The sequence below is a fragment of the Candidatus Allofournierella merdavium genome, from assembly GCF_944382735.1.
In the GTDB taxonomy this organism is placed as follows: Bacteria; Bacillota; Clostridia; order Oscillospirales; family Ruminococcaceae; genus Allofournierella_A; species Allofournierella_A merdavium.
In genome coordinates this window covers 156,625-172,923 of record NZ_CALWND010000003.1, presented here as the reverse complement: position 1 = coordinate 172,923, position 16,299 = coordinate 156,625, and the positions used below count along the sequence as shown (strand labels likewise).

The following is a 16,299-nucleotide window of genomic DNA, read 5'->3' as shown; positions in this document are numbered from 1 at the left end:
TCTGCAAATCGTTGTTACAAAACAGGCTCCCTGAGGGTGTATGAAAAACAGACAGACAATCCTGTTTACTATAGCTTTGAAATGCGGTTTATTCAGAGTTATAACACCAGTATCGTAATGGGAGGAATTCAATATGTCTCCACGCGAATCATCGGGAAAAAACAGCAACAAGGTCGTGAAAACGCTTTTCAACCAGCAGCAGGATTTTATTGTTGTTGGACTCTGCGGAAAAACAGGTTCGGGTGTTTCCACTGTTGCTCAGATTTTGCGCCAGGACTTTGAGGATTTGAATCTTTGTCCGACACCGCCGAAGAGTCTCTCTGATTATGGAAGGCATGAATACAGTATCCTGTACAACTATGCACAAAAAAATTGGAGCGGATTTTATCTTATCAAGACGCGCGCGCTTATCGTCGCTCGTGTTCTTTTGTATGGAGAAGACCAGTTTGTACAGTTTTTGACGAGACTGGCTCATCCTGAACATGCCACAGTCACTAACGCAAATGAGCCAGGTTACAGTGGAGCACACTCGTCTCAAGAAACAGAGAATATCAAGGAAACAGTTCAGGCGTTCTTCGAGAAGAAAATGGCCTTTTCCATTGAAAAACAATTCTATACGACAATGGATCAGCCCATCAAACTGAAGGATTTTTTGGCCATTGATAGAGATACCCTGGCAAGCCAGAAGTTGATAGTGAACGCGAAAGGAAATACTGGGGGCAAACCAATTGTTAGCGTTCCGATTGAGGAAACTGTTATTGAATATCAAGACCCGAAACACCCGGAGAAGGCAGATCCGGAACGGATAACAGTCTATCCCGTAGTGGAAAAAGAGGGTACACAGGGGACCTCTCAAACACAGAGCATTGCAATCACCAACAGGGATCTCTACAAGCTCTTTCGCTATTATCAGCACTGCAGGCAGAGCAAAAGAGGTAATCTTAACCCAGTATACTACTGGATATTGCAGGAGTACATCTTTGACTTTTTGCCTCAACAAGTGGATCTGTTTTGGAAGAACATCAAGAAAAATGAGGGCTATCAAAAAATCGAAACAGTTGCCATGCAGCTGATCGGAAATAATCTTCGTATCAGCGATGAACCGTATGACAACAAAGCCAATGGGGACAGTTACCCGTTTAAAGAAGATGCATATACCACCATCGCAAAAGACATCAATCATTCCATCAAGATACTTCGGGCGTATCTCTCTAAGAAGACCGAGCTAAAAGCCATGGACGGCCAGGAGAACGAGAATGAGCTGGACGTAACGTGTGGGAAACCGATCCACACCCATGCATTGGCGGTTATTGATTCCATCAAAAACCCGTTCGAGTCAATGTATCTCAAACAGAGATACAGCAACTATTACCTGATTGGGGTATACACCGATGAAGACCAGCGCCAAAAGCGCCTCATCAACAGTAAGAAATTCTCGGTGCCGGATATCAAGGCAATTGACCAGGTAGAGCAACTGCCTGAGTTCCGAAAGAATTTTGAAGGGTTAAATAAGTCTCATTCTGAATCAAACTCAGGGGAAAATGGAGCGGCAGTTCATGAGACCTCTGTAATCATTCGCAATCTGTGTGAGCGAATAAAAAAAGAACACCTGGAGTTGGTCATCCCGTTCATCGTTCAGAATGTATCAAGTTGTTTGGAGTCGGCAGATATCTTTATCAACAATTCCCATGACAATGACTCTTACCTTAACTTGAAGCAAACACTGATTCGATATATCAGTCTGATGATGAACCCAGGGTTGGTCTTGCCCACTGATGTGGAAAGATGCATGCAAACGGCTTATGTCTCCAAGGTGAACTCTGGGTGCATCTCAAGACAAGTGGGCGCTGTAGTTACTGACAGCGAGTATCACCTGCTCTCTGTCGGCTGGAACCAACAGCCTCCTGAACAACTCCCTTGCCTTTACCGGGATCTCTGCGAATTATCCGGACATTTCGATACTGAAGGATATAGCGATTATGAGAACTTTGATACGGGAGGCAAGCCCATCCACGGCGTGATCAGGCAACTTGTACAAGAGGAATACGGGTCAAAAGATTGTGCACTTAAAGTCGCCGGCAAACATGTGCCGTTCTGCTTTAAGGATATTTACAATAAGGTCGACGGGACCAAAAACCAAGTTCATACGCGTTCGCTCCATGCAGAGGAAACGGCTTTCTTGAACCTTTCTGGCGGGAACAAGGACGCTGTTCGCGGCGGATGCCTGTTTACTACATCCAGCCCTTGTGTCCTTTGTGCGAAAAAAGCGAAATACTTGGGTATTTCTAAAATCTACTATGTCGATCCCTACCCTGACATTTCGCTCAGCCATATTCTCATGGCTGGGCCGATGAATACCCGACCAGAGTTCATCCTTTTCACAGGGGCAATCGGTACGGCATACACGAGGCTCTTCACTCCGCTTTTGCCTATCAAGGATGAGCATGAATTGTGGATGGGGCACAAGATGATGTCAAGCAGCAAACCAGATGGTAATAACAAAGAGGATACCGACCAGGGTAAGGAGGATGTACCCCATGGGTGAAACAAAAAGACAAGGTGTGCTTATTGCAGATGATTATATTGAGGCCCGAAAAAATATCGAGGATGTCATCATTGTACCCTTTGATAAAGCGAAGGCCAAGGGCACGGGCTATAATCTTTCTCCGTGTACCCTCATTTACTCGGTAAACAAAAAGCGGCTTCTCAAAGTCCATCAGAACGAAAAGGAAGTATTCGTGTGGGTGGATCCGCACGATACTATCCTCACGATTTCCCGGGAATATGTAATTACCAAACGAAGCGTTGCAGGAACTATTCATTCGCGTGTTCGGATGAGTGCAAACGGCCTTGGCAATGTATCCACAACTCTGGACCCCGAATGGAAAGGGAAGCTGTTGTTTGCGATAAGCAACCCGACTAAGAGACGCATTAAGCTCTGCATTGAGGAAAAGAGTGATGGGAAAGTAAAGCCTGTCGCTCTCGTCACGATGACCTTGTATCGGACAGGATTTGATTCGGAAGGTGTTTTCGAAGATACGCTGCATCTGGATAATCCCCCGATGCGAGTAGACATTTGGCAGGACTTGACAGAGAAACCCGCTGGATTGCGCGGAGCACAGTACGAAAGATTCCAGCAAATCATCCAGCGAGTGACTGAATTCAAAGCAGAAAAAGGGACCCGGTACCATGACCTCCAGCGGATCATTGACAAGGTTACCACGGTAAAAGAAGCAATAACACGGAAAGATCCAATCGATAGCATTAAGGCTCTCACCATTAGTCTCGAAGATGAACTGGCACGAGCTGATGGCGATGAACTTCTGAAAAAGAAATTTGTGGCATGGAACGAGTTGCTGAAGAATGCAAACGATTTGGGTGATGTGAGTCAGGAAAAACGTGGTAAGGCGGAAAGCAGTCTGCTTCGGGAATGCCAGTATCTGATCATGTGTGATGAAATCGATCAGCACGATCAGTTCATCCGGCAACAAATCGATCAGTATTGGGAAGGAGGAGAGGTGACACGCTTCTTCAAAAAGTGGATCTTCCCTAATTTCACCGCGCTTTTCGCCATCGCACTTATCATTATGATCCTTTTCTGGGACAAGGACTATTCAACGGTTCAGAAGCTCATGCTTGCCTCTGTTACCCCGATTATCACAGTGCTTATGGAATGGATGTCTCGCAGATTTAATAAAAGCTGATTCGAAAGCAGCTCCCTTCCTGCACGGCCAAAGTCGTTTGATTATAACCGTATTCTTCCAGTGGACGGCAGAAGCTGAGTTTTACTTAGTTTTACTAACATCTCGTTTTTCTGAAATGCTGCATCCTTCGGTTGACTATCACAAAGGGGGATGCAGCTTTTTCTCTCCATTCAGTCAAAGAAGGGCATAAAGCCTGAAGAAAAGAGGTCGTTCAATAATGATGAGCGCAACCAAAGAATTTATGGTAGCACTTCAACAGATAGAAACAGAAACCCCAAAATCAAAGAATCACGATGCTGGGAAAACCCTTTTGGCTTTTGCTGGCGTTTTTTTCGTCGCAGCAGTGGTCATGTCAACAGACATTGTAGCACGCCCTACCCAATGCAAGGAGTGTAAAACAATACTGAGCATTTTGTTTTTCTCAATTACCGTCATACTGATGATAATCGAGCATGAGCTGAGACAAAAATCGTTCAAAGCTTTTTCCTGCACTTCGGAAGATGTTAAGAAACTGGAATGTATGTTGATGGATGATGGGCTAAATCTGAAGGTAAGCTATATTAAAATCAAGCATGATATTGAGCTGCAGCGCGATGCATGGCGAGAGAAGATTGATGCTTTGTTTCATGTAGCAACGAAAGGCATATCTCTGTTCGTTTTAACGCCCGTGGGATTCATGTTTACATTACTGTTAAATACAGCCTACAAAGATATGGTGTTCAACAGCACTGACGTACTGTCAGCAGAGACTTTAGCGATACTCTCTCTCTGTGGAACACTCTTTTTGCTTGTGCTCACAGCACTGATTTTCTACGCAGTGATTTCTTTTCTTGCCATTCCCGCATACGAGAAAAAGCGGTATGGTTGCTACTTGTCTTTTTTAGAAGATGTCGAAGTTTATTATGGACAAGCGAATAATATCGAAAGCAAGCAGGAAGAAGACAGCGCGGAAAAAGTGTGAAATACGGGATGGAAGAGCCAGCCGTTCGCACACACCCGCTGAAAAACTCAAAGCGTGGGGGCGGCCAATAAGGCCACCCCCACGCGTTTTGCAGTTCGTTTTAACAATGATTATTTCGACAAGAGGATGATAAACAGTAAATCAACTGCGCCAAGTATATACCTCAGTGTCAATCGAACCTGCACTACTCGACGAAGACGTAATTACGCGATTTTCCCCGCTTTCCCAAGTAACCGTGCCGTTAGCGTCCTTCTTAATAAATTTGAATTCGATTTGAGTTCCGGCAGGAACACTAACGGGCAAAAACCATTCGGGATAATTAGGATTAAGCATTGCCTCGGTACAGTTGTTCGGATCCCAGCTTCCCAATTCGGGTATGTTCCCAACGATGTAGATGTTTTCTCCCATTGCTGTGTTTGCTTGCACATGGAAAATGATCTGATTCTGGTCCCCAGAAAGAACACTATATACAAATGCGTTGCTTACAGAACTACCCTTTGTCACAGTAATGTTATTGTCGCCAGGCACTGCGCCGGCGGGAACTTTTGTAACGATCTGATTCGCAGAGTTGCTTTCAACGACCGCTTCCACGTCGCCAAACTTTACACTGACATCTCCATTCAAACCATCACCATAGATATAAACCTGATTACCCACGCGCCCCATGGTGGACATCACATCTCCGATTTGAGGGGTGCTCGAAGCGGGGCCTTTATATTGCCAGACACATACTGCGCCCCCAGGAAGCGTAAAGGAAGAGGTGTGATTGATGCCTTCGCCAGCGGTTACGACGGTGTTAAACCCGTAGAGCAGGCCGCCCAAGTAGTCATTGTAGTTTCCGGCAGGCAGGTTTGTTTCAACAGGGCCGATGGTATAGCTCTGATCCGGCTGCCGATTGACAGCAACCAGGACAACGTCATCGTAGAATTGGCGTTCATAAACAAGCACGTTGTCATCGCTATAACGAATTACAGTTGTTCCATAAGCGATGGCATCATTGCTCTGACGAAGCTCAGAAAGGTCGCCGATCAACTGATAAGCCGTTGTCTGTGTGTTGAATTCACTATCGGTCTCCATGAAGATACGACCCGACACATCACTGCCGTCAGCAGGAACCACATACTGTTCCGTCCCGTAATAAATGTTCGGGATCCCGCGGGAGGTAAGGAGAGTTGCAAGCGCAGCGTTGTATGGTTTTTCGTTCCGCTGCAGGTACCCAAAGCGGCTCACATCGTGATTGTCAAGGAATGTAACGGTTTGGTTCTCATATTCGTAGTCGTCCTGAGTATACATCAACATATCGCCGAAATCGGCCATAGTTGTGGAGAAATCCCCAAAAGTGGTGGACGCAGCACGGAAAAACTCAAAATCGAGGTTGTTCACGCCTGTCTGTTTGGGGAAATAAACATACTCGTCATATTTTGGATCGGGACGCCCAATAAAGAATTCGCCAAAATGAGTAACCGTGTTGCTGGAGTCAACGGCGTCCTTAAGACCTTTCACAAATGCGGGATTCAAATGGAGCGTGGCATCGTGGCGGATACCATTTACACCCATGTTGGCCCAGAAGAGAGTTGCCTCTTCCAGATACTGGGCCACCATACCATTCTCTTGAGAAAAATCAGCAAGAGACCCTAAATCTTTATAGCGATACCCGAACCGGCTGCTGTCAGAGCCACGATCGCCCAAACCATGAAACCAGCCCAAGGTGTCGTTTTGAGGATCAGCGATCAGGTTTTCCACAAGCCCGTCTCCGTTGTAGTCGTAGGGCTCTCCGTTCTCGTCAAAAGCGAAAGAACCATCTTCTTTTCTGTCCGGCTCATACAACTTGCCGTCCTCGGGAATATTCCCGGCGGTGGGATTCATTTCTCTGCTGGTATGGTTCGTTACAAAATCAATGATCAACTTGATCCCATTGTCATGAAGAGCATCCCTCAGCTCTTCAAATTCGTTAAGCGTTCCGAAATGCTTGTTTGTGGCAAAATAGTTACGCACATGATACCCGTGAAAACTTGTCCAACGGTCATAACTTCCGTCGGCTTTATAATCAAGAATCTCTGTGTCGCGATTCTCATAAGGCGCCGAAATCCAGACGGCAGTAACTCCCATTCCTTTCAAGTAAGGGATTTTGTCTATAATGCCTGCCCAGTCGCCACCTTGGTAAAGCTTAAGATCATCGCCAGTACCATCGAATAGTGTCGGGTCAAACCCGGCAGGGACATTGTTGGTAGGATCTCCGTCATAAAATCTGTCCGTGATGATTTGATAGACAACGTCTTTGGACGTTACAGGTCCCAGCTCCAGGGATTCGTCTGCACGAACCGGGAAAGCAAACAATGCAGGAGTAAGCAGTATTGTAAGTGCCAAGACAGCACTGATTGCTTTTTTGAGATAGCGATTGAACATTTCGATCCTCCTTTTAGTGTTTTTGGCGACTGAGGACAAAATAGATTTATTCCCTCTCATCTCCCTTCGTGGATCCCCGCTCGATCAAGCTGGGAAGGGTGGTGTATGACTGGACCAACAGCTGGGGATTTCTGATTCGCCGCATAACGATCTTGGCTGCCTGCTCGCCCATGTCGTACATATCCAGATTGACAACGGTGAGGGGAGGGTCAAGCACTTTCGAGAAGGGGAAATCGTCGAATGTGATCACAGCCATCTGGTGGGGGATGGAGAGGCCGCGATGCTTCAAAGCCTCAACACAGCCAAAAGCCAGATACTGATTGGCGCAGATGATCGCCTGTGGCCGCCGCTCCAGCTCCAACAGCTCCATGGTGCATTTGTATCCCGTCTCGCTGCTGGGTGCGCCTTGGCGGATGTAGCCTGCCGGGATCACTGTGTCCAGCGCGGCCAGTACGCCGTTCAGTCGGTGAAGAGAGATGGTGTCTTCTTTTTGCCCGCCGATGTAAGCGATGCGCTCATATCCTTTCTTCCGCAGATGACTTGCCGCGATCTGGCCGGCAACACTGTTGTTGGTGTCGATCCAGCACAAACGGTTCGCAAAGTCGGGCATACCGATCACCACATAGGGAAATAAGGTGTCGGTCAAAAGCGAAGCAACTTCCCTGGAAACAACAGAGGCGTGGACGATGGCCCCGTCGACGAATTCGTCGTCCATGATATCCGAAAAGCTGTTGACCAGCTCCCGGGCATTGATCCGCTTGATTAAAAGGCCATAGTCCTTTCGGGCCAGAGCCGCCTCCGCCCCCGCCAGCATCTCAAAGAGATGAGGGTTATCAAACCCCACGCCGTGCTCCAGCTCGCTCAGAAAAAGAATGTTCCGGGTCGCCTTTCGGGCAAAACTTTGGGCACGCTTGTTGGGGCGGTAGCCCAGCCGGCGAATCACCTCCTCCACCCGCTCCACCGTTGCTTGGGAGATGGAAGGGGAGTGGTTGATCACCTTGGAGACCGTGGCAGTGGATACGCCGGCAGCGCTTGCAACGTCTCGAATCGTTACGCTCATTGTTTCTTCACCTGCTTTAACACAGCAAATCCCATGGGGGCGACGGTGTGCCCCATTAATCCTTCCTGCCACAACACAGCGGAATCGAGCAGCGTAGCGGGTATTTCGGCCCCCAGCGACTGGTTGTTTAGCAGCACGCAGATGCTACTGTTGCCCAGAGAACGGCGATAGCAATACGCTCCGCTGCCGGCTTGAGCCATCACCGTGCGGAAATCGCCCTTGCGCAACTCGGGGTTTTCGTTCCGTAGCCGGATCGCGTCATGGTAGAACTGTTCCAGTGTGTCCGCCTTGGTCTCCCATGGCATGGGATGGCGGTACTCTTCCTCCAAAAGGCCGGCGATCCCTTTTTCGTCCCCATAAAACACAGAGGGTATCCCCATAAAGGTCATCTGGAACAGCACGGCAAGCTTCATGCGCTGGATGTCGTTGCCACACAGGGAAAGGAAACGGCTCACGTCATGGCTGTCCAGCAGGTTCAGCTGGCAATACACAATGGGCAGTTTATAGCGCATGCGCATATTGGTCACGCGGCCGTCGAACTGGGCGGCGTCGATGACACGCTCCGCGAAAAAGCGCCTGCAGTGTTTGCGGAAATCGTAGTTCATCGTGGAATCGAACATATCACCGTTCAGCCAGTGCTGGGCACTCTCCCAAACCTCACCGATCAGAAGACAGTCCGGCTTTGTTTGCTTCACTGCCGCGCGAAAGGCACGCCAGAAGGCGTCGTTGATCTCGCTGGCCACGTCCAGCCGCCAGCCGTCGATATCGAACTCGCGCACCCAGTATTGGCCCACGTCGCAAAAATAGCGGATGACCTCCGGGTTTTCGGTGTTCGTCTTGGGCATCATCCGCTCATAGCCGAAGCACTCGTAGGTCGGGTATTCGTCGCCTGTGGCCGGACGCTGCACTGGGAACTGCAACCCGTAGAACCAGTCTTTGTATGCAGAGGTTTCACCCTTTTCGATAACGTCCTCAAAGGCAAAGAAGTACCATCCCACATGGTTAAACACACCATCGATGATCACCCGCATACCCAACGCGTGACATGTGCTTACCAGGTTGCGGAAATCCTCGTCTGTTCCAAAACAAGGGTCGATGTGGAAATAATCGATCAAGTCGTATTTGTGGTATTCACCGGCAACAAAGATTGGGTTGATGTAAATGCAGTTGAAGCCGAGATCTCGGATGTAGTCGAGATTCTCCGTGATTCCACGGATGGTCCCCCCGAGCTTTCCGTGGGTGATTTGTCCATTCCAGTTGCTTTCGCAAGGCTGCCCGTTGATGGCACGCTTGCCGGATGCAAAGCTGTCCGGGAAGATGTTATAAACAACGGCGTCAGCCGCCCAGTCCGGGAGGGAGACGATGTCGGCCCGATGATTGAACGGTAACTGATAGTATTCGGAACGATCATCCACGCGGTGGTGAGAAAAGAAGTCCCCATAATATAAAAGAACTTCTTTCCCGTCGTCCAGTTCAAAATAGTAGCAGATCCTTTTGTAGGGGCTTTGCAGGATGACCTCATAATAGTCGAACCATTCATCCTGGGCTACCACGGCCATGGAGACGCAGGAAAAAATCACGGGGGTTTGACGACACGCCCTATCTGCATAATACAGTGTGCAGGCGCGAAGATCATCCCGGGCACAACGTAGACGAAATACAATATTCCGCGGCCCGATCCCATGGGCATCAGGCGACATTGGCAGATGCTTTACTGCGCTGAGATTCATATCGTTCACCTCACTTTGCTCAACCTTTTACGCCGCCGGCGGTCAGGCCGGAAGTCATGTGACGCTGCACCGCAAAGAATATGATCAAAATAGGTGCGCTCACCACCAGGGAGGCGGCAGCGAACACAGGCCAGCTGCCGCTGATTTCGGTCGCCTGCAGAGAGTAAAGGCCGGCAGCAAGGGTGTATTTATCGGCGCCTGTCATAAATGTGATCGCAAAGAGATACTCATTCCAAACATAGATGAGAATCATCACAGCCGTGACCAGAATACTCGGTTTGGCAAGCGGGAGAACGATCCTGGTGACCAGCTGAAGATTGCTCGCACCGTCGATGGAAGCGGCTTCTTCAATTTCGATGGGGATGGTATCAAAATAGCCTTTCATGTTCCAAAGGCCGAATACCGCCATGGTCCCAGTGTAGACAAATATCAGCCCGATGCGGCTGTTCACAAGGCCCATGGGGCTCAACAGCTTGTAGATGGCAAACATGGAAAGCACAGATGGGAAGGAGTACAGAAGCAGCAGTATCTCAAGAATCGGGCCCCGCCCGGCAAAACGCTTCCGAGAGAAAACATAGGCAGCGGGTATCGCCGCGCCCAGCGAGATCAGCACAGTGCAGACCGCCAGGATCATGCTGTTTTTGAACCAGAGCATGACCGGCTGCTCTGTGAACACGGCCTTGTAGTTGTTCAGCGTGAACTCTTTGGGAATAAAGCGAAAGTCCGAACTCAACAGGCTGTTCTCCGCGTTCAGCGAAACCGACAACGCGTACAGGATCGGCACCAGGGTGGCAAAACAAAGAAGGATAAAGAAAACATGAAGCACACTATGCATTACAAAATGACGAAGCTTCTTTTTCTGGTGCAGCGACATCCTCAACCCTCCTTTGCGCGCCGCCGCGTCAGCAGCGAAAATGCGATGAGCACAATGAAAATAATGATGGACACGGCGGAGCTGTAACCGTAATTGTTCGTGATGAAGGCGTTTTCATAGGCGTAGGTCAGAATCGTATGCAGATTGGAACCTGTCTTTGCCCCTGCCTGCTGGGTCAGCAGATAGATCACATCGAACTGCTTGAAGGTGGTGAAAACGGTGATAATAACTGCGGGTGCAATTATAGACCGGATGGAAGGGATCGTCAGATAAGCAGTCCGTTGCAGCCAGTTTGCCCCGTCCAGGATCGCACTTTCGTAGCAGCTTCTGTCCACCGCCTGGAGAGCCCCGTCCATGATCATGATCATGAAGGGCAGCGCCAGCCAGAGATTGACCACTGTGCAACAGACAAATGCCGAGAAGTCGCTGGCCAGCCAGCGCTGCGTCTCCAACCCCAACTTGGTCATCCACTGGTTTAAAAGCCCGAACTGGGAATTAAACATCCCGGTCTTCCACAGAAGGATGGAAACATAACCGGGCATGGCCCATGGAAACATAAGCAGAGTTTTGTAAACGCGCCGGAATTTGAAATCCTGGATGTTGAGCAGGCTGGCCAGCACAAAGGCGATCACCAGCTGCAACACCATGTTCACAATGGTCCAGATGACCGTTACAAACAGCGCGGAAAGGAAGCCGGAGTCAAACACAAAGAGCGCGTCGCTGTAATTTTCGAATCCGATAAAGTCAAAGTTGAACCAGTGGTACACGTTCATGTTGGTGAACGAGATATACCCCGTATACAAAATGGGGAAGACCACAATCATGAGGATCAACAACAGGGAGGGCGCACTGCACAGATACGCCCATAACGTGTCTCTCCGGCGCTTCTTCATAGTATCTCTCCTTATTTCATGGACGCGATCAGTTCAACCGCCTTTTCCTGGGCTGCCTTTGCGCTCTCCTCCACGTCCTTGCCGCTCATGTTGATATCCACCAGCAGGTTTTCCGCCACGGTCCACATAACATCCATTTCCGGGATATTCGGCATGGGAACAGCGTTTTGTGCCGTTTCATACATGGCCATCACCATGTCGTCCTGAGCAACGGCGGGGTCGTCGTAGCAGCTCTCGCGGGCGGGGGCACAGCCGCTTGCCTGGGCAATGGCGATGCCGATCTCGTCACCGGTCAGCTGCTGGAGCACCTTCACAATGGCATCGTGCTTACGCTCGGCGGCGACCTTTAGAACGTGCAGGCCCTGCACACCGGAATAGGGAGAGATCGCTTTCCCGGTCTCATCCACCACGGGCATGGGCGCAAGACCGAGGTCTATGCCACTCTCCCGGGCGGTGGGAACGAGCCAAGGGCCGCCAATTGTGGAATGGGCTTTCCCCTCGCGGAAAAGGGTGTTGACTGTGGCATATTCGCCTTCGGTGGGCATGTACTCCACAAACTTCTTGTGGTATTTTAGGGCAGCGATGGTCTCAGGGGTGTCCAGCCCAGGCTGGCCTTCCTCATTGATAATGTACCCGTCAAAAGCGTGAATCCAGCCGGCGCTGTAATAGGCGGTGCTATGCTGTTCCACGAAACCATAGTGTCCACCTACTGTGGTTTCCTGCATGTACTGGTAAAGTTCCTCAGTCGTTTTGGGAACTTCATCATCGCTCATGTACCGGCGATTGTACATATACAGCAGAGTTTCAAAATAAAGGGGCAGCTGGTACACCTCTCCTTTATATGTTGCCGCTTCGATGGTCATAGGGATATATTCTTCAAGCACCGACGTGTCGATAAAGTCGGTGATGGGAGCCAAAATGCCCATCTCTGCATAAACGCCCAGCTTATCATGCGCAAAGAAATACATGTCTGGAGCGGCTTTCGGATCATTGCCTACCATCTTCAAGGCTTCCGTCAAGCCGTCCTTCCGCTCCAGTTTTACAACGATGTCCGGCGCGAGTTTGTCCAGTTCCGCCTGCAGCGCCGCGGCCACTTCGTCTTCCTTATCATGCCAGATGGTGATCGTCACAGGACCATCCTCGGTCGCTGTGGAGGAGCATCCGGCACACAGTGACACCATCAAGCATAACGCCAAAACCAGTGCGAGTATTCGTTTCATTGCAAGGATCCTCCCTTTTCAACCGAATGAAAAGTGGCGCAGGCAAAGGCCACCCTTTTGCCTGCGCCAAATGCCGTTAGGACTTCTTCTTTTTAACAACGATTACACCAGCAACCACTACGACCACGGCAACTGCGGCAACGATAAGCACCACAGGGCTCATGCCGCTTTCCGCAGGCGCTTCTTCGGCGGCAGCAGGCTCGGAGGTCGTCTGAGATTCCGGGGCCGGGGCGGCTGCCGGTTCCTCATACGAGACCGTCGCGTTGTCAGCGTCAGTCACAACGATCCAGACGTCCTTGCCCACATCCACGGACAGGTCTGCGGTCTGGACAGTGCCTTCGTTTCCGTTCACAATAATGCTGTTGATCCAGCCGGGCACGGTCAAGGTCAGCCAGCCGTTTCCGGCGTCCTGCAGGGCCTCACCGGGCCAGGCGGAGAAGGCGTTGGTGCCGTCCGGCGCGGACCAGGCCCACAGGTGAGGCTCGGCCCAATCCGCCGGCGCCTGCACACTCACGGTGATGTCTTCCGCCACGGGAGCGTCGGGGTCATTGTAAGTAAACTCAGCAGTGCCGTCCGCGGCGACCGTGATCCATACCTCTGCGGCGTCAATGGTGAGATCCTCTGTCTGGACCTCGCCGGCATTGGCGTTGATAATCACGCTGTTGACCCAAACAGGAACATTGGCAGTATACCAGCCGTTCTCGTCAGCCGTCATTGCCTCACCAGGCCATGCCTCAAAGGCGTTCTTCCCATCGGGATCAAGCCAAGCCCAGATCCGCACGTCTTCCCAGCTGGCATCGACTTTTGCGTGGACCGCAAAGGTCTCAACGTATTCGGGGATCTCCCCCGTGGTCTTGGCGTCGTAGCTGATCTCCACGGTCTCGGCGTCGGTGATGGTGAGCCAGGCGTTTTTGGCCTCAAGCTTCTGATCTGTGGTCTGCACGGCGCCCTCGTTGGCGTTGATGATCACATTGCCCGCCGTGGCAGGGATCCAGCAGTAATACCAGCCGGGGTTGTTTTCATCCGCTTCCATCGCGCCGCCGGGCCATGCGGCAAAGGCGTTGGTGCCGTCGTCGGACCAGGCCCAAATGCAGGGATCCGCCCAATCGCTGGGGACCTGGGCGTACACAATGACCCGCTCATCATCCGCAGCAAAGGCCAAAGTGGGAATCATTAACAGGAGTAGCACAAGTGAAATTACCAGGGATGTAACTTTTTTCGCTGCATTCATAGATGATCCTCCTTATTGTTTAAGCGGGATGTAGAAAGTGGATCCCTTTTCTGCTTATAGCATAGCACCCGGAGGATATCGGTTCAACGAAAATTTAAGAAAACGGTTAACCTTAGAATTGTAATAAATATGGCCAAAAATAGTGCACCTATGTGCAAGGTGCACTATTTTTGCCGTCAAATTGAAGGATTTTACCAAATTGTAATATTTTCGTAGACGTATGGTGCACAGGTTTCGCAAACGCATGTAAAGTCGATCATGCACTTTGTGCCGACAGTTATTCGTCGTCTGGAATCGCGCCTGAATAATTGAATATGTCATCAAGAGGGATAGAAGTCCCATCGACCATGCCAACAACACGGGCGACATCATCCACATATTGAACCTGACCAGTGTGGCTGACGTATGAACCTCCATCCTTGTATAAGTCCGGAATGAAGTATGTGATGGTGACGGACGGATGACTTGTGAGATTTTCTCGAATCCATTTCAATTTTCGGTCCAAATACTCCTGCGCGTCCTCACTCAATTCAATCCTGCGATCGGTGAGCCTTGCAGTTTCGCTAATGGCTGAATCATATCCGGTAAGAGCCGCAAAGGGAGAGAACTGTGCAGCGCGGTCTCTCATTGACATTTGAGGCCGGCATGAAGACACATGGTGCGGAAGATGAAGTATGTCGTTGTATTCCGCGCTCACGCTTTATGACCTCCGATCTGCACGTTGCGGTCTTTTGCAGTTGCCCCATCCTCAAGGTTCATACCTTTTAAGATGGCATTTTTGCCGTATTTCTTTTTTATTGCAAGCACGGCCTCCTGCATTTTGCGTTCTCGAGACAGTTCGTGCTGCTCTTGCTCACGTTGTTTTTGTACAGCGGTGTAATCAGTAAACAAATCCAGTTGCTCATACTCTGGGGTTTGGTTCGGAGCTTCATCTTCTGGAACCACGCGGGCGGCGACAATGTTGATTCTCCGAACAAGTAGGTTCTTATCTACAACCTTGTCAAAGAGGGAAGAAGCAGCGGCCAGGATTTTCTTTGATGAGGAAGTATAGCTCTCAAGGCGTAATGTGCCGTGTGCATGCTTTGGGATTTGGCGTCCATAATGATCTTTTACCACCGGACCATTATATAACTGGCGACGGACAGGATCAGTAAGGTTTTCAATATCAAACCCAATCGTTACAATAATCTGGTTTGTAACCAGCTTCTTGTAAACCAGATCCAAAGCTAACATCTCGGCCATTTCCCGAAGGACGAGCAGCGCCTTCTCAGCTGAATAGGGACAATGCAGTACCTGGCCGGAACCGAGGCTGTTATTACTGGGCCGGTAAGCCTTCACTGATGCAATCGTGCAAGGCTCCCAACCCCATGCATGGTCAATAAGCAACTCAGCGTTTTTCCCAAAGAGATGATAAAGCAACTCTTCGTTGTGAACAGACATTCGCGCGACATCACCCAAGGTGAACATTCCGTAAGACTCCAACTTTTTTGCGTAACCAGGACCGATTCGCCAAAAGTCAGTGAGAGGCTGATGAGACCAAAGAGTGCGGCGAAAACTCATTTCACTGAGTTCAGCGATGCGAACACCGTTTTTGTCAGCGGGGATATGCTTAGCAACAATATCCATTGCTACCTTGGCGAGAAAAAGGTTTGAACCAATTCCCGCCGTAGCGGTAATGCCAGTTGTTTGGAGCACATCGTCGATGATTCTTATTACCAGCTCTTTCGCGGAAAGTTTGTAAGTGGCTAAATAGTTGGTGATATCCATGAACACTTCATCGATGGAGTAAACAATGATGTCTTCAGGAGCGATGTGTTTTAAATAGATGCTGTAAATGCGGGTGCTGTACTCCATGTAGTAAGCCATGCGCGGCGGAGCAATGAGATAGTCAATCTCCAGGCTGGGAGAAGAATTCAGTTCGGAAAAGGAGCAGGATTTACCGGAAAAGCGGTGCCCAGGAGCATCGTGCAAGCGGCCGCGGTTGGCTTCTTTGACCTGCTGCACAACCTCAAACAAGCGAGCGCGCCCGGAGATGCCATAGGTCTTTAAAGAAGGTGTAACAGCCAGACAAATCGTTTTGTCAGTGCGGCTCTCATCCGCGACCACTAAATTGGTGTCCAATGGATCCAAGCCACGTTCTCTGCACTCCACCGAAGCGTAGAAACTCTTCAAATCGATGGCGGCATAGGTGCGTTCTTTCACTTCGTGCCATCACCTTCT

At 49.9% G+C, this 16,299-nt stretch carries 12 protein-coding genes; 3 read left to right on the top strand and 9 right to left on the bottom strand.

Annotated features, from left to right (window positions below):
* Positions 1 to 133 precede the first annotated feature (133 nt).
* From ACH2A7_RS03265 to ACH2A7_RS03255, 3 genes are all read left to right on the top strand, one after another.
* Positions 134 to 2,545 carry a hypothetical protein gene (locus tag ACH2A7_RS03265; protein WP_394960041.1) on the top strand — a complete coding sequence of 804 codons (2,412 nt, stop codon included), beginning with the start codon at positions 134 to 136 and terminating at the stop codon, positions 2,543 to 2,545.
* Positions 2,538 to 3,704, top strand: coding sequence for a hypothetical protein (locus tag ACH2A7_RS03260; RefSeq protein ID WP_394960039.1), 1,167 nt, complete (start codon positions 2,538 to 2,540; stop codon positions 3,702 to 3,704). Before ACH2A7_RS03265 ends, ACH2A7_RS03260 begins: the two co-directional genes overlap by 8 nt.
* Before the next feature lie 217 nt (positions 3,705 to 3,921).
* On the top strand, positions 3,922 to 4,665 hold the full coding sequence (locus tag ACH2A7_RS03255; RefSeq protein ID WP_394960037.1) for a hypothetical protein: 744 nt from the start codon (positions 3,922 to 3,924) through the stop codon (positions 4,663 to 4,665).
* A gap of 141 nt (positions 4,666 to 4,806) precedes the next feature.
* Here the strand turns inward: ACH2A7_RS03255 and ACH2A7_RS03250 are convergent, their stop codons facing one another.
* The 9 genes from ACH2A7_RS03250 to ACH2A7_RS03210 all read right to left on the bottom strand — a co-directional run bounded on the left by ACH2A7_RS03250 (position 4,807) and on the right by ACH2A7_RS03210 (position 16,281).
* Positions 4,807 to 7,071 (bottom strand): alpha-amylase family glycosyl hydrolase, encoded by a 2,265-nt coding sequence (locus ACH2A7_RS03250; RefSeq protein WP_394960035.1) that lies wholly within the window; start codon positions 7,069 to 7,071, stop codon positions 4,807 to 4,809.
* 46 nt (positions 7,072 to 7,117) lie between these two features.
* Entirely contained in the window at positions 7,118 to 8,131 is a 1,014-nt protein-coding gene (locus tag ACH2A7_RS03245) for a LacI family DNA-binding transcriptional regulator (RefSeq protein ID WP_394960033.1), read from the bottom strand.
* Complete coding sequence (locus ACH2A7_RS03240) at positions 8,128 to 9,861, bottom strand: glycoside hydrolase family 13 protein (RefSeq protein ID WP_394960031.1); 1,734 nt, start codon at positions 9,859 to 9,861, stop codon at positions 8,128 to 8,130. The genes ACH2A7_RS03245 and ACH2A7_RS03240 overlap by 4 nt, the downstream gene beginning before the upstream one ends.
* Positions 9,862 to 9,880: 19 nt before the next feature.
* Positions 9,881 to 10,735, bottom strand: a complete 855-nt coding sequence (locus ACH2A7_RS03235; protein WP_394960029.1) for a sugar ABC transporter permease — start codon at positions 10,733 to 10,735, stop codon at positions 9,881 to 9,883.
* 2 nt (positions 10,736 to 10,737) lie between these two features.
* Complete coding sequence (locus ACH2A7_RS03230; protein ID WP_394960027.1) at positions 10,738 to 11,628, bottom strand: carbohydrate ABC transporter permease; 891 nt, start codon at positions 11,626 to 11,628, stop codon at positions 10,738 to 10,740.
* A gap of 11 nt (positions 11,629 to 11,639) precedes the next feature.
* Positions 11,640 to 12,758 carry an extracellular solute-binding protein gene (locus ACH2A7_RS03225; RefSeq protein ID WP_394960025.1) on the bottom strand — a complete coding sequence of 373 codons (1,119 nt, stop codon included), beginning with the start codon at positions 12,756 to 12,758 and terminating at the stop codon, positions 11,640 to 11,642.
* Positions 12,759 to 12,924: 166 nt separating this feature from the next.
* Entirely contained in the window at positions 12,925 to 14,079 is a 1,155-nt protein-coding gene (locus ACH2A7_RS03220; RefSeq protein ID WP_394960023.1) for a starch-binding protein, read from the bottom strand.
* A 277-nt stretch (positions 14,080 to 14,356) separates the two neighbouring features.
* Positions 14,357 to 14,776, bottom strand: a complete 420-nt coding sequence (locus tag ACH2A7_RS03215; protein ID WP_394960021.1) for a hypothetical protein — start codon at positions 14,774 to 14,776, stop codon at positions 14,357 to 14,359.
* On the bottom strand, positions 14,773 to 16,281 hold the full coding sequence (locus tag ACH2A7_RS03210; RefSeq protein WP_394960019.1) for a DNA methylase: 1,509 nt from the start codon (positions 16,279 to 16,281) through the stop codon (positions 14,773 to 14,775). The genes ACH2A7_RS03215 and ACH2A7_RS03210 overlap by 4 nt, the downstream gene beginning before the upstream one ends.
* Between the last annotated feature and the right edge of the window lie 18 nt (positions 16,282 to 16,299).